Raw genomic sequence first — 18,296 nt, 5'->3', positions numbered from 1 at the left:
AATGAGGAGGATTAAAGTGACTGAAACAACTGAAAACAAAGACCTTGTGCAGGATGTACAAGCTGAAAATGTAGTAGAAGAAACAGAAGTAGTAGAAGAACAAAAAGCTGAATTAACACTCGAAGAACAGTATGAAGCAAAGCTAGCTGAGTTACAAGCAAAGTTAGACGACGAGGAAAGTCGTCATCTACGCTTACGTGCTGACTTCGATAATATTCGCCGCCGCAATCAGCTTGATCGTGAGGCTGCTGAAAAGTATCGCGCTCAGAGCTTACTGTCTGATTTACTGCCAGTAATCGATAATTTCGAGCGTGCCTTACAAGTTGAAGCGACTTCTGAAGAAACTGCTTCCATCGTGAAAGGTATTGAAATGGTGTACCGTTCTCTTATAGAAGCTACTGAGAAGGAAGGCTTACAGATTATTAAAGCTGAAGGTGAGCAATTTGATCCTAATGTTCACCAAGCTGTCATGCAGGAGCAAGATAGTGAAAAAGAGACGGGTGTTGTCTTACGTGAGCTTCAAAAAGGCTATATGTTAAAGGATCGCGTATTACGTCCAACAATGGTATCTGTAAACGAATAGACTTAGTACTATTTAATTAATTACATTAGTTAGAAAACGCGTCATTTGCGTTTAAATAATAGGAGGAAATTTTTATGAGCAAAATTATCGGTATTGACTTAGGAACAACAAACTCTTGTGTTTCTGTACTTGAAGGCGGAGAACCAAAAGTAATTCCAAATCCAGAAGGAAACCGTACAACACCATCTGTTGTTGCGTTTAAAAATGGCGAACGTCAAGTTGGTGAAGTAGCAAAACGTCAATCAGTAACAAATCCTAACACAATTATTTCTATTAAATCTAAAATAGGTACATCTGAAAAAGTTAAAGTGGAAGATAAAGAATATACGCCACAAGAAGTTTCTGCAATGATTCTTCAATACTTAAAAGGCTATGCTGAAGACTACTTAGGTGAAAAAGTAACTAAAGCAGTAATTACTGTACCTGCTTACTTCAACGACGCTCAACGCCAAGCTACTAAAGATGCTGGTAAAATCGCAGGTTTAGAAGTAGAGCGTATTATCAACGAACCAACAGCTGCTGCACTTGCTTATGGTTTAGACAAACAAGACACAGACCAAAAAGTATTAGTATTTGACCTTGGTGGCGGTACATTTGACGTATCTATTCTTGAATTAGGTGACGGTGTATTTGAAGTATTAGCAACAGCTGGTGATAACAAACTAGGTGGGGACGATTTCGACGATGCTATCATCGAATATCTTGTTGCAGAATTCAAAAAAGAAAACGGCATTGACCTTTCTAAAGATAAAATGGCTATGCAACGTCTAAAAGATGCGGCTGAAAAAGCGAAAAAAGACTTATCAGGTGTAACATCTACTCAAATTTCTTTACCATTCATCACTGCTGGTGAAGCGGGTCCATTACACTTAGAAATTTCTTTAACTCGTGCAAAATTTGACGAAATTACATTACCATTAGTAAACCGTACAGTAGGTCCAGTACGTCAAGCATTATCTGATGCAGGTCTTTCAACATCTGAACTTGACCAAGTAATCTTAGTTGGTGGTTCTACTCGTATTCCAGCTGTACAAGAAGCTGTACGTAAAGAAACTAATAAAGAGCCACACCGCGGTGTAAACCCTGATGAAGTTGTAGCAATGGGTGCTGCTGTTCAAGGTGGCGTATTAACTGGTGATGTAAAAGACGTAGTTTTACTTGACGTAACTCCACTTTCATTAGGTATAGAAACAATGGGTGGCGTATTCACAAAATTAATCGACCGTAATACTACGATCCCAACATCTAAATCACAAGTATTCTCAACTGCAGCTGACAACCAACCAGCAGTAGATATTCACGTGCTACAAGGTGAACGCTCAATGGCAGCAGACAACAAAACATTAGGTCGCTTCCAATTATCAGATATCCCACCAGCACCACGTGGTGTACCACAAATCGAAGTAACATTCGATATTGACAAAAATGGTATCGTATCTGTTAAAGCGAAAGACCTTGGTACAAACAAAGAACAAACAATTGTTATCCAATCTGATTCTGGTCTGTCTGAGGAAGAAATCGAACGTATGGTAAAAGATGCAGAGGCAAATGCTGAAGCGGATACTAAACGTAAAGAAGAAGCAGATCTTCGCAACGAAGCTGACCAATTAGTGTTCCAAGTTGACAAAACAATTGCTGACTTAGGCGAGCAAATTACAGAAGACGAGAAAAAATCTGTTGAAGATGCTCGTGATGAACTGAAAAAAGCGCTTGAAGCTGGCGAATTAGAAGGCATTAAATCTGCTAAAGAAAAACTAGAAGGCGTATTACAGCCATTAGTTATGAAAGTATATGAACAAGCTGCAGCAGCTGCTCAAGCAGCTCAAGGTGGCGATGCTGGTGCAGATGCTGGCGCTGGTAAAAAAGATGATATCGTAGACGCTGATTTTGAAGAAGTAAAAGACGATAAATAATAGTAAGAACACAGTTAAGTGAAGAAGCCAAAGACCGCTTGCGGCTTTGGCTTTTCTCTTTATAGTTAGCTATAACCTACGCAAATTTATTCGTCTAGGTGCATAGGTTAACTGCGAGAAATGTGAAGAAACATATGTGCAACATTTTTAATGAATATTTAATAATAAAAATAGAGGCAGTTTTTTTAACTGCGTGATACAATAGATTTTATGCAAAAAGAGCGGAGTGTGAATGATGGAGAAACGCGATTACTACGAGGTGCTTGGTTTAACGAAATCAGCTTCTAAAGATGAAATTAAAAAAGCATACCGTAAATTATCAAAACAATACCATCCTGACCTTAATAAAGAGCCAGGTGCAGATGAAAAATTCAAAGAAATCGCTGAAGCTTATGAAGTGTTAAGTGATGATCAGAAAAAAGCACGCTATGATCAATTTGGCCACGAGGATCCAAATGCAGGCTTTGGTGGTGGCTTCGGAGGCGGCGGCTTTGGCGGCTTCGAGGATATTTTCAGCTCATTCTTTGGTGGTGGCGGTCGCCGTCAGGACCCGAATGCACCGCGCAAGGGTGATGACCTTCAATATCGTATGAATATTACATTCGAAGAAGCGATTTTCGGGAAAGAAACAGAAATCGAAATTCCAAAAGATGAATTATGTGATACTTGCCACGGTTCGGGTGCAAAACCAGGTACTAACCCCGAAGTATGTTCAACATGTCAAGGTGCAGGTCAAGTAAATCAAGCTGTAGATACACCTTTTGGCCGTGTGATGAATCGTCGTACTTGTTCTACATGTCATGGCGCAGGTAAAATCATTAAAGAAAAATGTTCAACTTGTCGTGGTGAAGGAAAAGTTCAACAACGTAAGAAAATCAAAGTTAACATTCCAGCAGGTGTGGATGATGGTCAGCAAATTCGTGTGTCTGGTCAAGGTGAGCCAGGTATAAATGGAGGCCCAGCGGGGGATTTATATATTATGTTCCGCGTTCAAGGACATAATGAGTTTGAACGTGATGGCGATGATATTTATTACGAACTAAAACTGACATTCCCACAAGCAGCTCTTGGTGATGAAATTGAAGTTCCGACTGTTCATGGAAAAGTAAAACTACGTATTCCAGCGGGCACACAGTCAGGTGCGCAATTCCGTCTAAAAGACAAAGGTGTCAAAAATGTACATGGCTATGGTACAGGGAATCAATATGTAACAGTAAAAGTTGTAACGCCAGAAAAATTAACAGAAAAACAAAAACAATTACTACGTGAATTTGCGGAAATCAGTGGTGATATTCCTGAAGAGCAAGGAAGCTCGCTATTCGATAAAATTAAGAAAAAATTCCAAGGTGAATAATTAGAGGAGCTGAAGAGCTACGTGAAGTGGTCAGAATTATCCATTCATACAAAAAATGAAGCGGTAGAAGCAATTTCGAATATTTTGCATGAAGCAGGGGCAAGTGGTGTGGTTATTGAGGATTCTGCAGAATTTGCGAAGCCACGAGAGGATCAGTATGGTGAAATTTATGCGCTAAATGAAGCGGATTTTCCGAGAGATGGTGTTATTGTTAAGGCTTACTTATCGGAGTCTAGTTTTTTAAATGAAACAGTCGAAGAAATTAAGGCGGCTATAACAAATCTAACGAACTTCAACATCGATATTGGTGAAAATGTTGTATCGATTGTGGAGGTTAACGAGGAAGACTGGGCAACAGCATGGAAGCAATACTATCATCCTGTAAAAATTTCTGAACGCTTTACAATTGTGCCAACATGGGAAGAATATGTACCAGTATCAACAGATGAATTAATTATTGAATTAGATCCTGGTATGGCTTTCGGTACAGGAACACACCCTACAACTGTTATGTGCTTACAAGGGCTTGAGAAGGTCGTAAAAGAGGGCGATACAGTTATCGATATCGGGACGGGTTCAGGCGTTCTATCAATTGGTGCAGCCTTACTAGGAGCTAAGAGCGTACATGCACTTGATTTAGACGAAGTAGCTGTACGTTCAGCACAAGAAAATGCTGCATTAAACAAAGTAGATGATAAAGTATCTGTATTCCATGGAAATCTATTGGATACAGTTAAGGAACCAGCTGATGTCGTTGTGGCTAATATTTTAGCAGAAATTATTATGTCCTTTACTGACGATGCATTTTCAGTTGTTAAACCGGGTGGATTATATGTCACTTCAGGCATCATTGGCGCGAAACGTGATGATGTAAAAGTAGCACTAGAAGCTTCAGGATTTGTAATCGAAGAAGTATTACTAATGGAAGATTGGGTAGCGATCATTGCCCGTCGACCACAATAAATTGATTGAGGAAGCGCCAAATCGTGAGCCGAGTGCTGGCGATTTGGCGTTTTCTCTTCTTGCTATAAAGGAGTATGGTAACATGCAACGCTATTTTATTGAGACGACCATTGAGGAAGCACGTATTAGCGGAGAGGATGCGCGACATATTGAACGAGTAATGCGTATGAAAGAAGGCGGCAAAATCGTTGTAGTTGCACAAAATACCGCCCATATATGTGAAATTGAAGCCTTCGAAGCAGATGAAGTATACGTTCAAACTACAGGTGAAATTATTCCTTCTCCGGAGTTACCTGTAAATGTAACAGTGGCATGTGGTTTGCCAAAGGGCGATAAACTAGAACTTATTACACAAAAGGCAACAGAGCTTGGAATGTTTGCCTTGTTGCCTTTTGAAGCGGAGCGTTCCATCGTTAAATGGGATAAAAAGAAGGGTGCCAAAAAGCAAGAGCGTCTACAAAAAATTGCTAAAGAAGCAGCTGAGCAATCCCATCGTACACATATCCCGGAAATTTATGAACCAATCTCTTTTAAACAGCTAGTAGAACAAGTTGGCAAATTCGACGCCGTTTTTATAGCAGATGAAGAGGATGCAAAAGCAGAACGACGCACAAGATTTTCGGAGAAGTTAAAAAATGTGTATGACAAGAAGTCGAAATCAATTCTTATTATCTTTGGTCCAGAAGGAGGCATTGCTAGAAAAGAAGCAGATGCCCTGCTTCAAGCCGGTGCCCAAACGATGTCATTAGGACCTCGAATTTTACGAGCAGAAACGGCACCACTCTATGCACTGTCTGCAATCTCTTATGAATTTGAATGAAATAAGATTTAGCCTTGTCAAAAGAGGCTTTTCACGCAATAGCTGTGCATGGGTAAACTGCAATATAATTACGTGTAAGTGCAGTCGTGGCAAGGTTTGAAGGAATAAGCGAAAATCACAATCAATGACTTAATCCTAACAAAAAGAGCTGATTCAAAAAATTTGAATCGGCTCTTTTGCATTGTAGACCAAATAAACTCGTTAGAATAGGTTCGATTTTTAAAAGAAAAGCTTTAAAACACAAGTAAGATAAAACAATGCTCAACTCAAAAATCTCATTTCGATTAAAAGTAAAAAACTAGTATACAAGTCCATGTATAGTTTTAAGTGCTTCATATTCTAATATAGAGCGCTCCCTAATACTAAAAAAATGAAAAGAGGGAATTTCTTTGAGTGATCAATCAGATATTCAAGTAAATCAAGTCGAACCTTGTCCAGTAACATCAACAGAACAAATACCATTAAATACTGCTACTACTCCAGTAGTCGCTACACCGTTAACGACTCCAACTATTAAAATTCCAGTTGTACTTGCAGAACCAACATTGCAAATTGCTGTGGAGGCAGATATTACGCTTACACCTGCAGCAACTGAAATCAAAAGAGTGAAAAAAAATGTATTCCTGAATCAAGTAAAACTAGTACCAGTTGCTTTTGCACGTATTGCTGGCACTGACTTTTTTAGGGTAACAAGAGCTAAATTATTTGTAGCGGGAAATATTCGCAAAAATATAGAATATGCTACAGCAGCATGTAACGCGGCACTCCAAGATAGAATTGCCGATGTTCCTTTTTCTGGTTTTACAGACCTTACTTTCCCACAAACAGTAGGGGGCCCTACTCCGATTTTAGGGATTTCTGAGTTTGCAGAAGCGAACTTCCTTAATGAAACTACGCAAATGGATGCTCGATTGGATAAAGCATTCTTCCAAAATCTAGTTAAATACAATGAACAACCATTTGGCGAGTTAGTAGCTGCAAACTTCTTTGAACTTGATTTTTCACCGGTTATGGCAGCACCAGAAGGCACTTTCGACACATTACGTGAAAAAATCGTGCTAGAGCTTACTGTAAAAGTATTGCAAGTTCAACAAATTCGCCTTGGAGCTGGCACTAATGTTATAACTCCTATTCTTACAGGGCTTACTCCTCCAATTAGTCCGGTTATTACTCCACCTACTCCTCCTTCTAATCCTAGTTGTTAATCTCAGTTTTTAGGGGAGTATAACAGAGAAAGGGTATTTCGAGGGCACTGAAAAAATCTAAAATTTAAGTTGGCAGTTGAAAGTTCGGTTAAATCGAACTTTCAACTGCTTTTTGTATTAAAAGAATGCTATTAAATAATTGAGTTGAAAACAAAATAGTGGATAGATAAAATTTTGGGTGCTATCGTCTCTCAAACACATGGGATCTTAATTGCTACCTGAGATTTGGAAAGTACTCTGTGACAAAAGTGAAAATAAAGCATAATATGGATTGTAATTATAAGTGCAACACTTAGATCAAAATAAAAGTAGCTCATAGTGATGTTGTTTGACAATATTCGAAAAAGGGGCATTCATTAAAAGCTATACACATCTATCATATATTCGAGCAAAAATAGAAGAAAAAGTGTTTAGCTGTTATCAAACATTAGAGAAAATGGAAATGGCAGTTTTTTACCAATCCCTATTCATCATGGCAACGTAAGTAAATGAAAACAGGTTACTTCGTGAGTTTTGCCTGAAGAAAATGATTTTGAACATGTCTCTCTATCGTAGGATTTTACGGATCAAATGTTGCACAATATTTATCAAAAACATTATTTGGGAGTGAACTAATGCAAACTCCATGGATTAACTATAAAGTGATGAAAGAGATAAGTTCCGAACAAAAATATAATTGTCAAATTGAACCCAGCGAAATGGATCAAGCATCGCAACAAAATTCTCCTTATTCCGATTTTATAAATGATCTCTTTGATATAGAAAATGAAACCAGCCTTGCATCACATTTAGATTCCAATTATGAACTACTCATTCCTTGTGAAATTAATGTAGGGGATGAAATGAATGATCTTCTTGATACAGCCGATGTAGATGAAACCAAGCCTGTGGAAGAACAGAAATATGCATCTCATCTAGATTCTAATTGTGAACTACTCATTCCTTCTGAAACTAATGTAGGGGATGAAATGAATGATCCTCTTGATACAGCCGATGTAGATGAAACCAAGCCTGTGGAAGAACAAAATTCTGTAGCCCATTTAGATTCTCGTGAACTACTTATTCCTTTTGAAACGAATGTGGGGAGTGAAATGAATGATCCCCTTGATTCAGAAGAAACAGATGAAACCAAGCTAGAGGAAGAGCAGAATTTTGTAGCTTGTCTAGATTCCGATCGTGAACTACTCATTCCTTGTGAAACTAATGTAGGGGATGAAATGAATGATCCCCTTGATTCAAACGTTGCAGAAGAAACCAAGCCTGTGGAAGAACAGGATTTTGCATCTCATCTAGATTCCGATTGTGAACTACTCATTCCTTCTGAAACTAATATAGGGGATGAAATGAATGATCCCCTTGATTCAGACGATGGAGAAGAAACCAAGCCTGTAGAAGAACAGGATTTTGCAACCCAACTAGACTCTAAACGTGAAATTTGCAGTCCTTCTGAATCCGAAGTTGAGAAGAAAATAATATGTCTTATTGATACAGAAGAGATGGAGAATAACAATTTTTCAGATCGTGTTAATGCATTTCCTGAGTCAGTACAAGGGAAAGTATATTCTAAAACCCAAAAAAGCCCATTCTCTACTCACGTAGAAATTGATAATTTTCTTCATGCTCCTATCTGTGGTGAGGTTGTTAAAAATACATTTGATTTTCTTGATCCAGACAATCATCTTACCCCGCAATTTGAAACCAAATTATTTAGTAATACAACGGATTATCCTGAACAACCTGATTGTCGGTTGGTTCACTCAAAAATTAATCAAATTATATTTTTAATGAAAACTGATACTTATGATAAAAATAATCAGAAGAGTAATCCGTCTAAATCAGTTGTAGTTCCCTTACATAACACACAATCAATTAATAAAGGAGAAACCAATCATCACTCTTACGGTTCCGATGACTTTATGCACATTAGAGCTCCAGTTATAGTAGGGGAATATAAAATAGAAATAGGCCTTGAAGAGAATATCGTATTTGAAAAAGACATTGTGGAAGTTAAAGATATCTCGAATGAGGTAGTATTAACCAATTGTAGATTCGTTCCTACTCAGTTTTCTCAATCATTAGGTAATGGGACATGTTCAGCATTGAGGGGGAATTTATTTATTGAAGGTTATATTCATCAGAGTATTGAATATACAGCATCTCACACTGGGAATGCAGTACCTGCACAAAATGGATCATTAATTCATTCAAATCAAATGTGTCAAAACATAGTATTAGAAATAATCATTCATTTGCTACAAGCACAGAAAATTCGAGTGCCAAAGTTCTAAAGGATATTGAGCTAATATCTCTGCTTAAAAAAACTCTTTTTTAAAAAACTAGTGTATATGTCCATGTATGGATTAATTCCCTACATATTCTAGCGATATGAGTATTCTCATAAAAAAAATGAAAAGAGGGAACATTTTGAGTGATCAATTAGATAATCAAGTTAATCACGTTAGTAAAGTCGAACCTTGTCCAGTGGCATCAACTGAACAAATGCCATTAACTAGTGCTACTACCCCAGTGGTCGCTACACCGGTTACGGCTCCAACTATTAAAGTTCCAGTGGTACTTTCAGAACCAACACTTCAAATCGTTGTGGAGTCGGATATTACGCTCACTCCTGCAGCAACTGAAATCAAAAGAGTGAAAAAAAATGTATTCTTAAATCAAGTTAAATTAGTACCGGTTGCTTTTACACGTGTTGACAACACTGACTTTTTTGCGGTAACAAGAGCTAAGTTATTTGTAGCGGGACATATTCGCAAAAATATAGAATATGCTTCATCAGCATGCAATGGGGCGCTTCGTGATAGAATTGCCGATGTTCCGTTTTCTGGCTTTACAGACCTTACTTTCCCACAAACACCTGGAGGCCCTACTCCAATCTTAGGAATTTCCGAGTTTGCCGAAGCGAACTTCCTTAATGAAAAAACGCAAATGGATGCTCGATTGGATAAGGCTTTCTTCCAAAATCTCGTTAAATACAATGAACAACCATTTGGCGAGTTAGTAGCTGCAAACTTCTTTGAACTTGATTTCTCACCAAAAATGGCAGCACCAGAAGGCACTTTCAGCACATTACGTGAAAAAATCGTGCTGGAGCTTACTGTAAAAGTACTGCAAGTTCAACAAGTCCGCCTTGGAGCTGGCACTAATGTAATAACTCCTAATCTTTTTGGACTTACTCCTCCTACTAGTCCTTGATAATCTCTAATTTTTAGGGGAGCAGAACAAAGAAAAAAGGCAGTTTACTGCAAAAAAATGTAATCGAAAAATTAACCATGTAATATTAATTTGGCACTGATAAAAATCCAATATTCGAGTAGGCAGTTGAAAGTTAGGTTGAATCTAATTTTTAACTGCCTTTTTACAATTTTATAACCAAAGAAATTGATTTCTTTCGAGGGTTTATTGTGAGAAGCTAGAGAGTTGTAAAATGATGAGGGGAATAGCAGGTGTCTTAATTAAAATAAATGGATTAAGATGGATAAAATAGCTGTTTTTTGGTTTTAGTGGAACGACCTATTAACAAGCAGGTACTCGATACTACGGTGCCTGTTTTTTTATTCAAAAAAATAAGCTTAGCCAAAAAGCTAGGCTCATTATCTTTATTTGTGCTATTATAAGACACGTTAATAATTTTATTTATTGTAGTGTACTCTTGAAAGGATGATATATATTATGAGTAACGAGCGACCGAAAATCGTGAGTTTCCATACTCTAGGTTGTCCATTTCCCAAATGAGAAAGCCGATTCAAGTAAGACTTGGATCGGCTAATCTATTTTATACAGATATTCACAGCCATGGTGTTAAGCAAGGTATAGAATCGATTGTTGGTTTCTATTTGTTTATTTATAAAAAGAGGCTGGGACAAAAAGAAAAAATGTTATACCGATTGTATTTCGGTTTAACATTTTTTTGATTTAGGAAGGAACACTCTACTCATCGAAGTGAAAAAGTTATTATCTATTTCCGCTATTTTTTAAATAATCAAGTTATGTCCCAGCCTCAGATAATTAATATTTATTTAATTGTTAGTGAATAAGGCATACCATAGCTTGAGCGCCTAAACAACTAGCGCAAGTTACTATACCTACAATATTTCCGCCAAATATTACAGAGAGACAAGCAGCGGAACATAATTCTTTCGTAAGTTCAGGAGCATTTTTCCAAGCATTTTTTAAACAATCCCAAGTATCGCTCCAATAACCTGCTTGACCACTATCAGTTGGAGATACTTCGTTATATATTTTTCTGTCAATAACTTCATTTGTGCCTACATCAAGAGTCATGCCAACCACTTTTTCATCATTTAATGTTGAGTAGGTAACTTCAATTTCATTATTTTCGATATCAAGAACTGATTTCATAATAATAAAATCATCACTAATTTCACCAGTTGTTTTATCATAAGCAGTCAATAAACGAATATCAAAGTTTTCATTGTTCTGCTTATAAGGAATCATTAAACCATCTTTATCCTTGCCGAAATCCATGAACTCAATATTTTTCCAATCGAAATCATCTTTATTGTACTCACTATGATTAAAATTCTCCGCTATATCTAAATCTTCTTTTACATCGTTTATTACTAAATTATTTTTTAAAAAACCTGCTTGTTCCATTTGTAAAGATAATTTTTGTGAACAGCTATTACAATCATTGTTCCCACCTTTTTCTTTAGCAATAGCTCGATCTAAATTTACAGATAGGGGTTGCAATGCTAAAAACATAACCATTACCAAAAAGTGTACAATTCCTCCTGAATCTTAAATTTATTTTTTGAAAAACTTGTACCACGGAACACCAATGAAAAAAACGACAATTAAAAGATAAAGAAAATCATGAGATTGTATCCCATCTGAAAAAAGTATTAGTAATACGGCTATAAATGCCAATATTCTAATTAAGATAGTTTTTTTCATTAAAGACCCCCATTCTTTTACAAAATATAACGAATGGTTTTTTTAAAAAAATGGAATTACCATCCATAGAAAATATTACCATTATTTATATGCAATTTCCATCTTTTTTTGTAAAAAAGGGTTATGTAAGTAATATTTGAGATTTTGAGAGATGAAAGAAAGGCACTCATTTTTTAACAATGAGTGCCTTTCTCCATGAATAGAACCTGGTCAGTCACAAAAAAGTATCTTAAAAGTACTGATTTCAAAAGGTTTGTGTTATTATAGTTCACGTATCTAAATTATGGACATCAAATAATAATTAAAAGTTAAGAAACAAAATGTAATGCAATCTTGAAAGGATGAAATATATTATGAGTGAAACGCTTCCTAAAACCCTAGCTCTATATACATTAGGTTGTAAAGTAAATCATTATGAAACAGAAGCAATTTGGCAACTATTTAAAGAAGAAGGCTATGAACGTACAGAATTTGATCGTCAAGCAGACGTTTATGTCATTAATACATGTACAGTAACAAATACAGGGGATAAAAAATCCCGTCAAGTTATCCGTCGAGCTATTCGTCAAAACCCAGACGCTGTCATTTGTGTAACTGGATGTTACGCTCAAACATCTCCAACTGAAATTATGGCGATTCCTGGTGTTGACATTGTTGTAGGAACACAGGATCGTACAAAATTACTTGGCTACATAGACCAATATCTTACTGAACGCCAACCGATTAATGCTGTACGCAACATTATGAAAAATCGTGTTTATGAAGAATTAGATGTGCCTGCATTTACAGACCGTACACGTGCATCTTTAAAAATACAAGAAGGTTGTAATAACTTCTGTACGTTTTGTATTATTCCATGGGCACGTGGGTTAATGCGCTCTCGAGATCCTCAAGAAGTATTGAACCAAGCCCAACAACTAGTGGATGCGGGGTATCTTGAAATTGTTCTAACTGGTATTCATACAGGTGGCTATGGACAAGACTTAAAAGATTACAATTTAGCTCAGCTACTACGTGATTTAGAGGCAAATGTGAAAGGCTTAAAACGTCTTCGTATTTCTTCGATTGAGGCAAGTCAATTAACAGATGAAGTGATTGAAGTTTTACGTGAATCAAAAATCGTTGTTAATCACTTACACATTCCAATCCAATCTGGCTCTGATACAGTTTTAATACGTATGCGTCGTAAGTATACAATGGAGTTCTTCGGTGAACGCTTAACTAAACTACATGAAGCGTTACCAGACTTAGCTGTCACTTCTGATGTAATCGTAGGTTTCCCAGGAGAAACTGAGGAAGAGTTCATGGAAACATATAACTTTATACGTGATCATAAGTTTTCTGAATTACACGTATTCCCGTTCTCTCCACGTACAGGTACACCAGCAGCGCGCATGGAGGACCAAATTGACGAGGACATTAAAAACGAACGTGTTCACCGATTAATCGCATTAAATGACCAATTAGCAAAGGAATATGCTTCTCGCTTTGAAGATCAAGTACTAGAAGTAATTCCTGAAGAATTCGTGCATGATGGAAGCGATGAGGAAGGGCTTTTAACAGGTTATACAGATAATTACTTAAAAGTAGTCTTTGAAGGTCCTGAAAGCCTAATCGGTCAGCTTGTGAAGGTGAAAATTACTCAAGCTGGATATCCACATTCTAAAGGGCAATTTGTTCGTGTTTTAGAAACTGTAAAATAAAATAGAGCAACTATGAAGAGAAACACCGTTCGAACTTTGGACGGTGTTTTACTTTATTTTTGATTAATGATCTCACTCTTATAGAAATCGCCTAACTATAAAAGAAATTAGACGGCAACGTTAAAAAATGTTATGATGCCAAAGAGGTACGTACAACTTGTTGATAGAGGAGAGTTTAATAAAAATGGAACAAAATTTCGCGCGTATGATTGATCACACATTATTAAAGGCTGAAGCAACAAAAGAGCAAATCGAAAAACTGTGTGCAGAGGCAAAACAATTTAACTTTGCTTCTGTTTGTGTAAATCCAACTTGGGTAAATTATAGCAGCGAGCTTTTACAAGGCTCAGAGGTCTTAGTTTGTACAGTAATTGGCTTCCCTTTAGGCGCTAACACGCCAGCTGTTAAAGCATTCGAGGCGAAAGATGCGATTGCTAACGGTGCTAAAGAGGTAGACATGGTTATAAATATCGGTGCTTTAAAGGATCAAAACTATGACCTTGTGCAAGCAGATATCGCTGCAGTTGTTGAAGCGGCTGAAGGCAATGCACTTGTAAAAGTAATTATTGAATCTTGCCTTTTAACTGACGAAGAAAAAGTAAAAGCATGTGAGCTAGCTGTGGCAGCGGGTGCTGATTATGTGAAAACATCAACTGGTTTTTCTACTGGGGGCGCAACAGCAGAAGATATTGCATTAATGCGTAAAACAGTTGGCCCAGATTTAGGTGTAAAAGCCTCTGGTGGTGTACGAAGCTTAGAGGATATGAAAAAGATGATTGAGGCTGGAGCAACTCGTATTGGAGCAAGCTCTGGTGTTGCTATTATGAACGGATTAATTGCAGATTCTAATTATTAATAGTAATGAAAATCCTTATATAGTAAGTGTTACGGGGCTGTTCGTTAGGAACTAGCCCCACTTTCATTTAAAGTTTGACTAAATGCCGCTACGGATGCCTCTTCCATTTCTTTTAGAACATGACCATATATTTCATAAATCATTTTAGGAGTGTTATGTTAGATTGAATTTCGATATGCTCCCAACGTTGTATTTAAATTTGTTTTTGATAAAGCCTTTTGAAAATTGTGCATCCCCAATGACGACTAATCATTTAATTGGGTTGTATATTACGATTCAACAAAGACGAGTTAAATAGAAATGTTCAGTTTTTGTTGAGAATAATGTAGTGATCTATCAATGTCATTGTAAACAAACAAATGAACACACCAATGACAAAGCCCAGGTACTCAATTAATTTTGAGCCTGGGCTTTTTTTATGCGTATCGATAATATAATCGTTTAAAAACTAATATCTGGCTTAAAGTACTTACTACATCTGTAAAAGTTTTAAGAGAAGTATTGAGACTTAAAAATACTACAATATGGGTAAGCTATTGTGAAATTTACGTAATTATTTGTAGTATCTGTACCAGAAAAGGTGACTGTATCACCCGAATTATATGACCTCTCCAATTGGAGATTTTAGGATACACCTAATAATCAATGCTATTTTTTCTATTGGCATGGTAATTTTAACTATCCCTATTTTAAGATCATTTAGGGATAAGCAAGTTAGCCGAAAAAGAAAAATATGGAATGCTATATTGGTAGCAACTATCTGTATGTTTATTTTATTGATAATTCAGTACCGCTTTCTGTTGTTTTGGACTATATAAATAGTCACCAAATTTGCAATTGCTACTTTTAATGTCAGTATAAGAATCTATCAAACTCCACTCTGGTTAACGTTTAAATACCATATAGATTTTAATAAAAACAGGCAAAGTTATTCACTTTGCCTGTTTTTTTAATATACCTATAGTATTTCGACTTTGAATTATCACATTATAACCATCATATCAAAAAACAAAAAAATATACTCAATATCATAACCCCCTTGACAATATACGTCATGTAAGAGGATGTGTCTTGTTACTGATTTTAAAAAAACTGTCAGAAAGTTAGGTGAGTGCCTGTTTTTTTGAGTTTCTGTCAGAAGTGGTAGAAAAAATAATTGGAAGAAGAACAAAAACGTAAAGAAATGGAATCCCAGCAAAATGCGAATAAAGATGAATAATAAAATAAGCACTTGCTACGGCAGGTGTTTTTTTGTGGATGCCCAAATAAAAAATGGCTGTTATGAAAAATTGTTTAATAATACAAAAATTAGCTAATTAATGTATAATTAAGTCGGTATATTTTGACTTAGTATCGTGTGAAAGAGAAAGTGGTGGAAAGATGAAAAATAAAAAAGGGATAGTTATTGCTAGCATTATATTATTATACTGTGTAATTGATGTTATCTATACGCTTTTAGTAGTTGGAAAAATCAATTGGTCTATATTATTTTTAGCAATATGTATGATTGGCTTAATAGAAGTTGCTATCTCCAATAATAAATTACTTAAAAAGAACTTGAATAAGTAAATATAAGGGCATATTCTAAAACTCAAATTTGCATTTTATACCTTACGTAATGGTGAAATTAACATAAGAAGGGAGGTATTCTATTGTATAAAGATGTTTCAAAGTTTCAATTGGTGCTATCCTTTTTGATGATTTTTGTCGGTTTTTCGCAAGCGTTTAACAACTGGGGAGAAAAGAGAGCTTTATCTTTATTCTTTTTGACTTCTAGTATTTTAGTTTTAATTCTTGTGATTATTGCTTTGATTGTTTATAGGAAACGGCAAATAACTAAAGACTGAAGAGTTGTTTCACCTATTCCTGTACACACGCTCGCCGTATTTTATTAGCCCACTACTTAATACATTATTTTGCATTATTAAAAAATACATATAGAAGTTAAAATAAAGGAATTACACCCCATTATCTATTGAGTTTGCATTAAACCAAAACTACAGATTCTAATTATTAATAGTAATGAAAAATACTTATAAGTAAGTTACGAGGCTGTTCGTTATGGACTAGCCCCATATACATTTAGAATTTAAAAACCCCTTTTACCCCCACAATTAAAATCCCCCTAATACTTGAGCAAGTTCATCAATTTCCTTAAGTGATTTATGACAAATATTTAATCAATCGATCTATTGTCATTGTTTCATTCACAATAACCCTCTTTTTAACTTAAAATAGATGATGTATTATTGAGAGTAATTGCAAAAATGTATAGGAAGGAATATGATAATTTTTATGGTTTTATAATCAAGCTTTTTATATGTAAAATTTATTATTGGACTAATAAATTTTTTCTTTATAAGAACATTGTATAGGTACGAACCGACTTCTTACATAACTTAGTAACATCGATCACATAAAATATCGTAAAATTAACAGGTCAATCATTCGTTAACTATTATATTTTAATCTGAATGACCTCTCATTTTTTTAACTTCCTTCAATAAATGTTTTGGTAGCGAAAGCGAAGACTCAGCTACAAAAGTCTCCCACCTCTATAGGTGGTGAGATGATGCGGAATTAAGTTACTTTTTCAGCGGGTGTACTAACATCTGCAATTATGCCGAGGTATAATTGATTAATCATTCCGCTGTTTAATTAGCAAAAATGGGGTAATATATGATATTTGATAAAAGTAACGAATTGTATTAAAAAAGGAGAAACTATCCGTGGAATTCATAAGCAGTTTTATAAGTCAATATGGATATCTTGCTATATTTTTACTTTTATCTTTAGGGATAATTGGTTTACCCGTTCCCGATGAAATCTTGATGACGTTTGTGGGATTTATGTGTCAAGAGGGGCATTTAAACTATCTATTGAGTATACTTTTAAGTTTTCTTGGCTCATCTACTGGTATGATCATTAGCTATTTAATTGGTAATAAATTAGGGAAACCTATAATATTAAAATATGGAAAATGGATTGGTCTCAATGATAAACGGTTCATTAAAGTTGAACGATGGTTTCATCGTTTTGGACCATGGACAATAATTATAGGATATTATGTTCCAGGTATTAGACATGTAACAAGTTACATGTCTGGAATAACCCAGATGAAGTTTAGGACTTATCTTGCTTTCGCTTGTTTTGGAGCTTTGACATGGGTAATTATTTTTATTTCTATAGGATATTTTCTTGGTGTAACTTTATAAAAATGCATAATAATATGTACAAAATACAGCTCGCGTTTTTCGAAATGCGAGCTACTTTTGTGTTCTTGGTACGCGAAGGATTACCAATCTCGTTTGGTAATGTGACTTCCTCCGGATTATAACACCACTCTGAATAAAAATTTCATCTACCTCATATACTCCACTGATGTAATTGAATACAGAAGGGAGGATACAATGTTCACTCAATATAAATATTGGAAGCCTTTTATTAGCCCATTCGATCCATGTCCACCTATAAGGGTTAAAAGTTTTTCTACACCGCCCCAATTGTATATGAGTTTTCAACCGCCTGGGCTACCACAATATCAAACCCCTCAAGAAGCTCTCAAATCCGGCACATTATGGCCTCAATTATTTAGCCCCTATCCAAATCCGCAAGAAGGAGGGATGAAGAATGAGTAAAGAGATGCCACCAGAATTTTATAAGCTACTTGAAGAAATACAAGCCATTGATTTTGTAATAGTGGAATTAAATCTTTATTTAGATACTCATCCTCACGATTATGATGCTATTCAGCAATTTAACGAAAACACTGAAATAAGCATGCGACTTAAGGTTGCATTTGAGCAAAAATTTGGTCCGCTTATGAATTTGGGGAGAAGTTATTCAAATTATCCTTTTAATTGGGTAGATACACCTTGGCCATGGCAAGTTTAACTTTATCAGCAAATATGTTTTGGTAGGATTCCGGATGCAATTATGCCTGGCATAATTGATTATAAGTAACTAG

At 35.8% G+C, this 18,296-nt stretch carries 16 protein-coding genes and 1 pseudogene; 15 read left to right on the top strand and 2 right to left on the bottom strand.

Annotation, left to right across the window (positions count from 1 at the left end):
* Window position 1: 1 nt before the first annotated feature.
* The 8 genes from grpE to ACQKOG_RS17840 all read left to right on the top strand — a co-directional run bounded on the left by grpE (window position 2) and on the right by ACQKOG_RS17840 (window position 10,048).
* A complete protein-coding gene (gene grpE / locus ACQKOG_RS17875) occupies window positions 2-583 on the top strand; it encodes a nucleotide exchange factor GrpE (protein WP_427447710.1) in 582 nt (193 codons plus the stop codon).
* A gap of 74 nt (window positions 584-657) precedes the next feature.
* Window positions 658-2,496 carry a molecular chaperone DnaK gene (gene dnaK, locus ACQKOG_RS17870; RefSeq protein ID WP_370079457.1) on the top strand — a complete coding sequence of 613 codons (1,839 nt, stop codon included), beginning with the start codon at window positions 658-660 and terminating at the stop codon, window positions 2,494-2,496.
* 235 nt (window positions 2,497-2,731) lie between these two features.
* Window positions 2,732-3,850, top strand: a complete 1,119-nt coding sequence (gene dnaJ, locus ACQKOG_RS17865; RefSeq protein WP_370079455.1) for a molecular chaperone DnaJ — start codon at window positions 2,732-2,734, stop codon at window positions 3,848-3,850.
* Between the two features lie 21 nt (window positions 3,851-3,871).
* Window positions 3,872-4,813 carry a 50S ribosomal protein L11 methyltransferase gene (gene prmA, locus ACQKOG_RS17860; protein ID WP_370079453.1) on the top strand — a complete coding sequence of 314 codons (942 nt, stop codon included), beginning with the start codon at window positions 3,872-3,874 and terminating at the stop codon, window positions 4,811-4,813.
* A gap of 82 nt (window positions 4,814-4,895) precedes the next feature.
* A complete protein-coding gene (locus tag ACQKOG_RS17855) occupies window positions 4,896-5,633 on the top strand; it encodes a 16S rRNA (uracil(1498)-N(3))-methyltransferase (protein WP_427447707.1) in 738 nt (245 codons plus the stop codon).
* A gap of 389 nt (window positions 5,634-6,022) precedes the next feature.
* Window positions 6,023-6,838: a CsxC family protein gene (locus tag ACQKOG_RS17850; RefSeq protein WP_427447705.1), complete on the top strand. Its 816-nt coding sequence runs from the start codon at window positions 6,023-6,025 to the stop codon at window positions 6,836-6,838.
* 614 nt (window positions 6,839-7,452) lie between these two features.
* Complete coding sequence (locus ACQKOG_RS17845; RefSeq protein WP_427447703.1) at window positions 7,453-9,126, top strand: BC_2427 family protein; 1,674 nt, start codon at window positions 7,453-7,455, stop codon at window positions 9,124-9,126.
* A gap of 136 nt (window positions 9,127-9,262) precedes the next feature.
* Window positions 9,263-10,048, top strand: coding sequence for a CsxC family protein (locus ACQKOG_RS17840; protein ID WP_370079445.1), 786 nt, complete (start codon window positions 9,263-9,265; stop codon window positions 10,046-10,048).
* A gap of 831 nt (window positions 10,049-10,879) precedes the next feature.
* On the opposite strand, the gene ACQKOG_RS17835 is transcribed toward ACQKOG_RS17840, so the two are convergent.
* Window positions 10,880-11,590, bottom strand: a complete 711-nt coding sequence (locus ACQKOG_RS17835) for a hypothetical protein (RefSeq protein ID WP_427447698.1) — start codon at window positions 11,588-11,590, stop codon at window positions 10,880-10,882.
* Between the two features lie 533 nt (window positions 11,591-12,123).
* Here ACQKOG_RS17835 and mtaB point away from each other — a divergent pair.
* Together mtaB and deoC are read left to right on the top strand one after the other, a co-directional pair.
* Entirely contained in the window at window positions 12,124-13,473 is a 1,350-nt protein-coding gene (gene mtaB, locus ACQKOG_RS17830) for a tRNA (N(6)-L-threonylcarbamoyladenosine(37)-C(2))-methylthiotransferase MtaB (protein WP_427447696.1), read from the top strand.
* 184 nt (window positions 13,474-13,657) lie between these two features.
* A complete protein-coding gene (gene deoC / locus ACQKOG_RS17825; protein ID WP_370079439.1) occupies window positions 13,658-14,329 on the top strand; it encodes a deoxyribose-phosphate aldolase in 672 nt (223 codons plus the stop codon).
* Between the two features lie 44 nt (window positions 14,330-14,373).
* On the opposite strand, the pseudogene ACQKOG_RS17820 reads toward deoC, so the two are convergent.
* Window positions 14,374-14,484 (bottom strand): annotated as a pseudogene (locus ACQKOG_RS17820) (tyrosine-type recombinase/integrase); the annotation flags it as partial.
* 1,225 nt (window positions 14,485-15,709) lie between these two features.
* On the opposite strand from ACQKOG_RS17820, the gene ACQKOG_RS17815 reads away from it, so the two are divergent.
* The 5 genes from ACQKOG_RS17815 to ACQKOG_RS17795 all read left to right on the top strand — a co-directional run bounded on the left by ACQKOG_RS17815 (window position 15,710) and on the right by ACQKOG_RS17795 (window position 18,223).
* Window positions 15,710-15,898: a hypothetical protein gene (locus ACQKOG_RS17815; RefSeq protein ID WP_370079437.1), complete on the top strand. Its 189-nt coding sequence runs from the start codon at window positions 15,710-15,712 to the stop codon at window positions 15,896-15,898.
* A gap of 83 nt (window positions 15,899-15,981) precedes the next feature.
* On the top strand, window positions 15,982-16,176 hold the full coding sequence (locus ACQKOG_RS17810; RefSeq protein WP_427447693.1) for a hypothetical protein: 195 nt from the start codon (window positions 15,982-15,984) through the stop codon (window positions 16,174-16,176).
* 882 nt (window positions 16,177-17,058) lie between these two features.
* The gene (locus ACQKOG_RS17805; protein WP_370079433.1) at window positions 17,059-17,544 is read left to right on the top strand and encodes a DedA family protein; all 486 of its coding nucleotides are present in this window, start codon (window positions 17,059-17,061) and stop codon (window positions 17,542-17,544) included.
* Window positions 17,545-17,739: 195 nt separating this feature from the next.
* Entirely contained in the window at window positions 17,740-17,967 is a 228-nt protein-coding gene (locus ACQKOG_RS17800; RefSeq protein WP_370079431.1) for a spore coat associated protein CotJA, read from the top strand.
* Window positions 17,960-18,223: a spore coat protein CotJB gene (locus ACQKOG_RS17795; RefSeq protein ID WP_427447690.1), complete on the top strand. Its 264-nt coding sequence runs from the start codon at window positions 17,960-17,962 to the stop codon at window positions 18,221-18,223. Before ACQKOG_RS17800 ends, ACQKOG_RS17795 begins: the two co-directional genes overlap by 8 nt.
* Window positions 18,224-18,296: the final 73 nt, after the last annotated feature.

It is taken from the genome of Lysinibacillus sp. NPDC093216 (assembly GCF_050280325.1).
Classification (GTDB): domain Bacteria; phylum Bacillota; class Bacilli; order Bacillales_A; family Planococcaceae; genus Lysinibacillus.
This window is presented reverse-complemented; position numbering and strand designations above follow the sequence as displayed.

Bases quoted from the DNA above. Each gene is read 5' to 3' on its own strand.
- grpE (WP_427447710.1), top strand. From the start codon at position 2: ATGAGGAGGATTAAAGTGACTGAAACAACTGAAAACAAAGACCTTGTG.
- dnaK (WP_370079457.1), top strand. From the start codon at position 658: ATGAGCAAAATTATCGGTATTGACTTAGGAACAACAAACTCTTGTGTT.
- dnaJ (WP_370079455.1), top strand. From the start codon at position 2,732: ATGGAGAAACGCGATTACTACGAGGTGCTTGGTTTAACGAAATCAGCT.
- ACQKOG_RS17855 (WP_427447707.1), top strand. From the start codon at position 4,896: ATGCAACGCTATTTTATTGAGACGACCATTGAGGAAGCACGTATTAGC.
- ACQKOG_RS17845 (WP_427447703.1), top strand. From the start codon at position 7,453: ATGCAAACTCCATGGATTAACTATAAAGTGATGAAAGAGATAAGTTCC.
- mtaB (WP_427447696.1), top strand. From the start codon at position 12,124: ATGAGTGAAACGCTTCCTAAAACCCTAGCTCTATATACATTAGGTTGT.
- deoC (WP_370079439.1), top strand. From the start codon at position 13,658: ATGGAACAAAATTTCGCGCGTATGATTGATCACACATTATTAAAGGCT.
- ACQKOG_RS17815 (WP_370079437.1), top strand. From the start codon at position 15,710: ATGAAAAATAAAAAAGGGATAGTTATTGCTAGCATTATATTATTATAC.
- ACQKOG_RS17800 (WP_370079431.1), top strand. From the start codon at position 17,740: ATGTTCACTCAATATAAATATTGGAAGCCTTTTATTAGCCCATTCGAT.
- ACQKOG_RS17795 (WP_427447690.1), top strand. From the start codon at position 17,960: ATGAGTAAAGAGATGCCACCAGAATTTTATAAGCTACTTGAAGAAATA.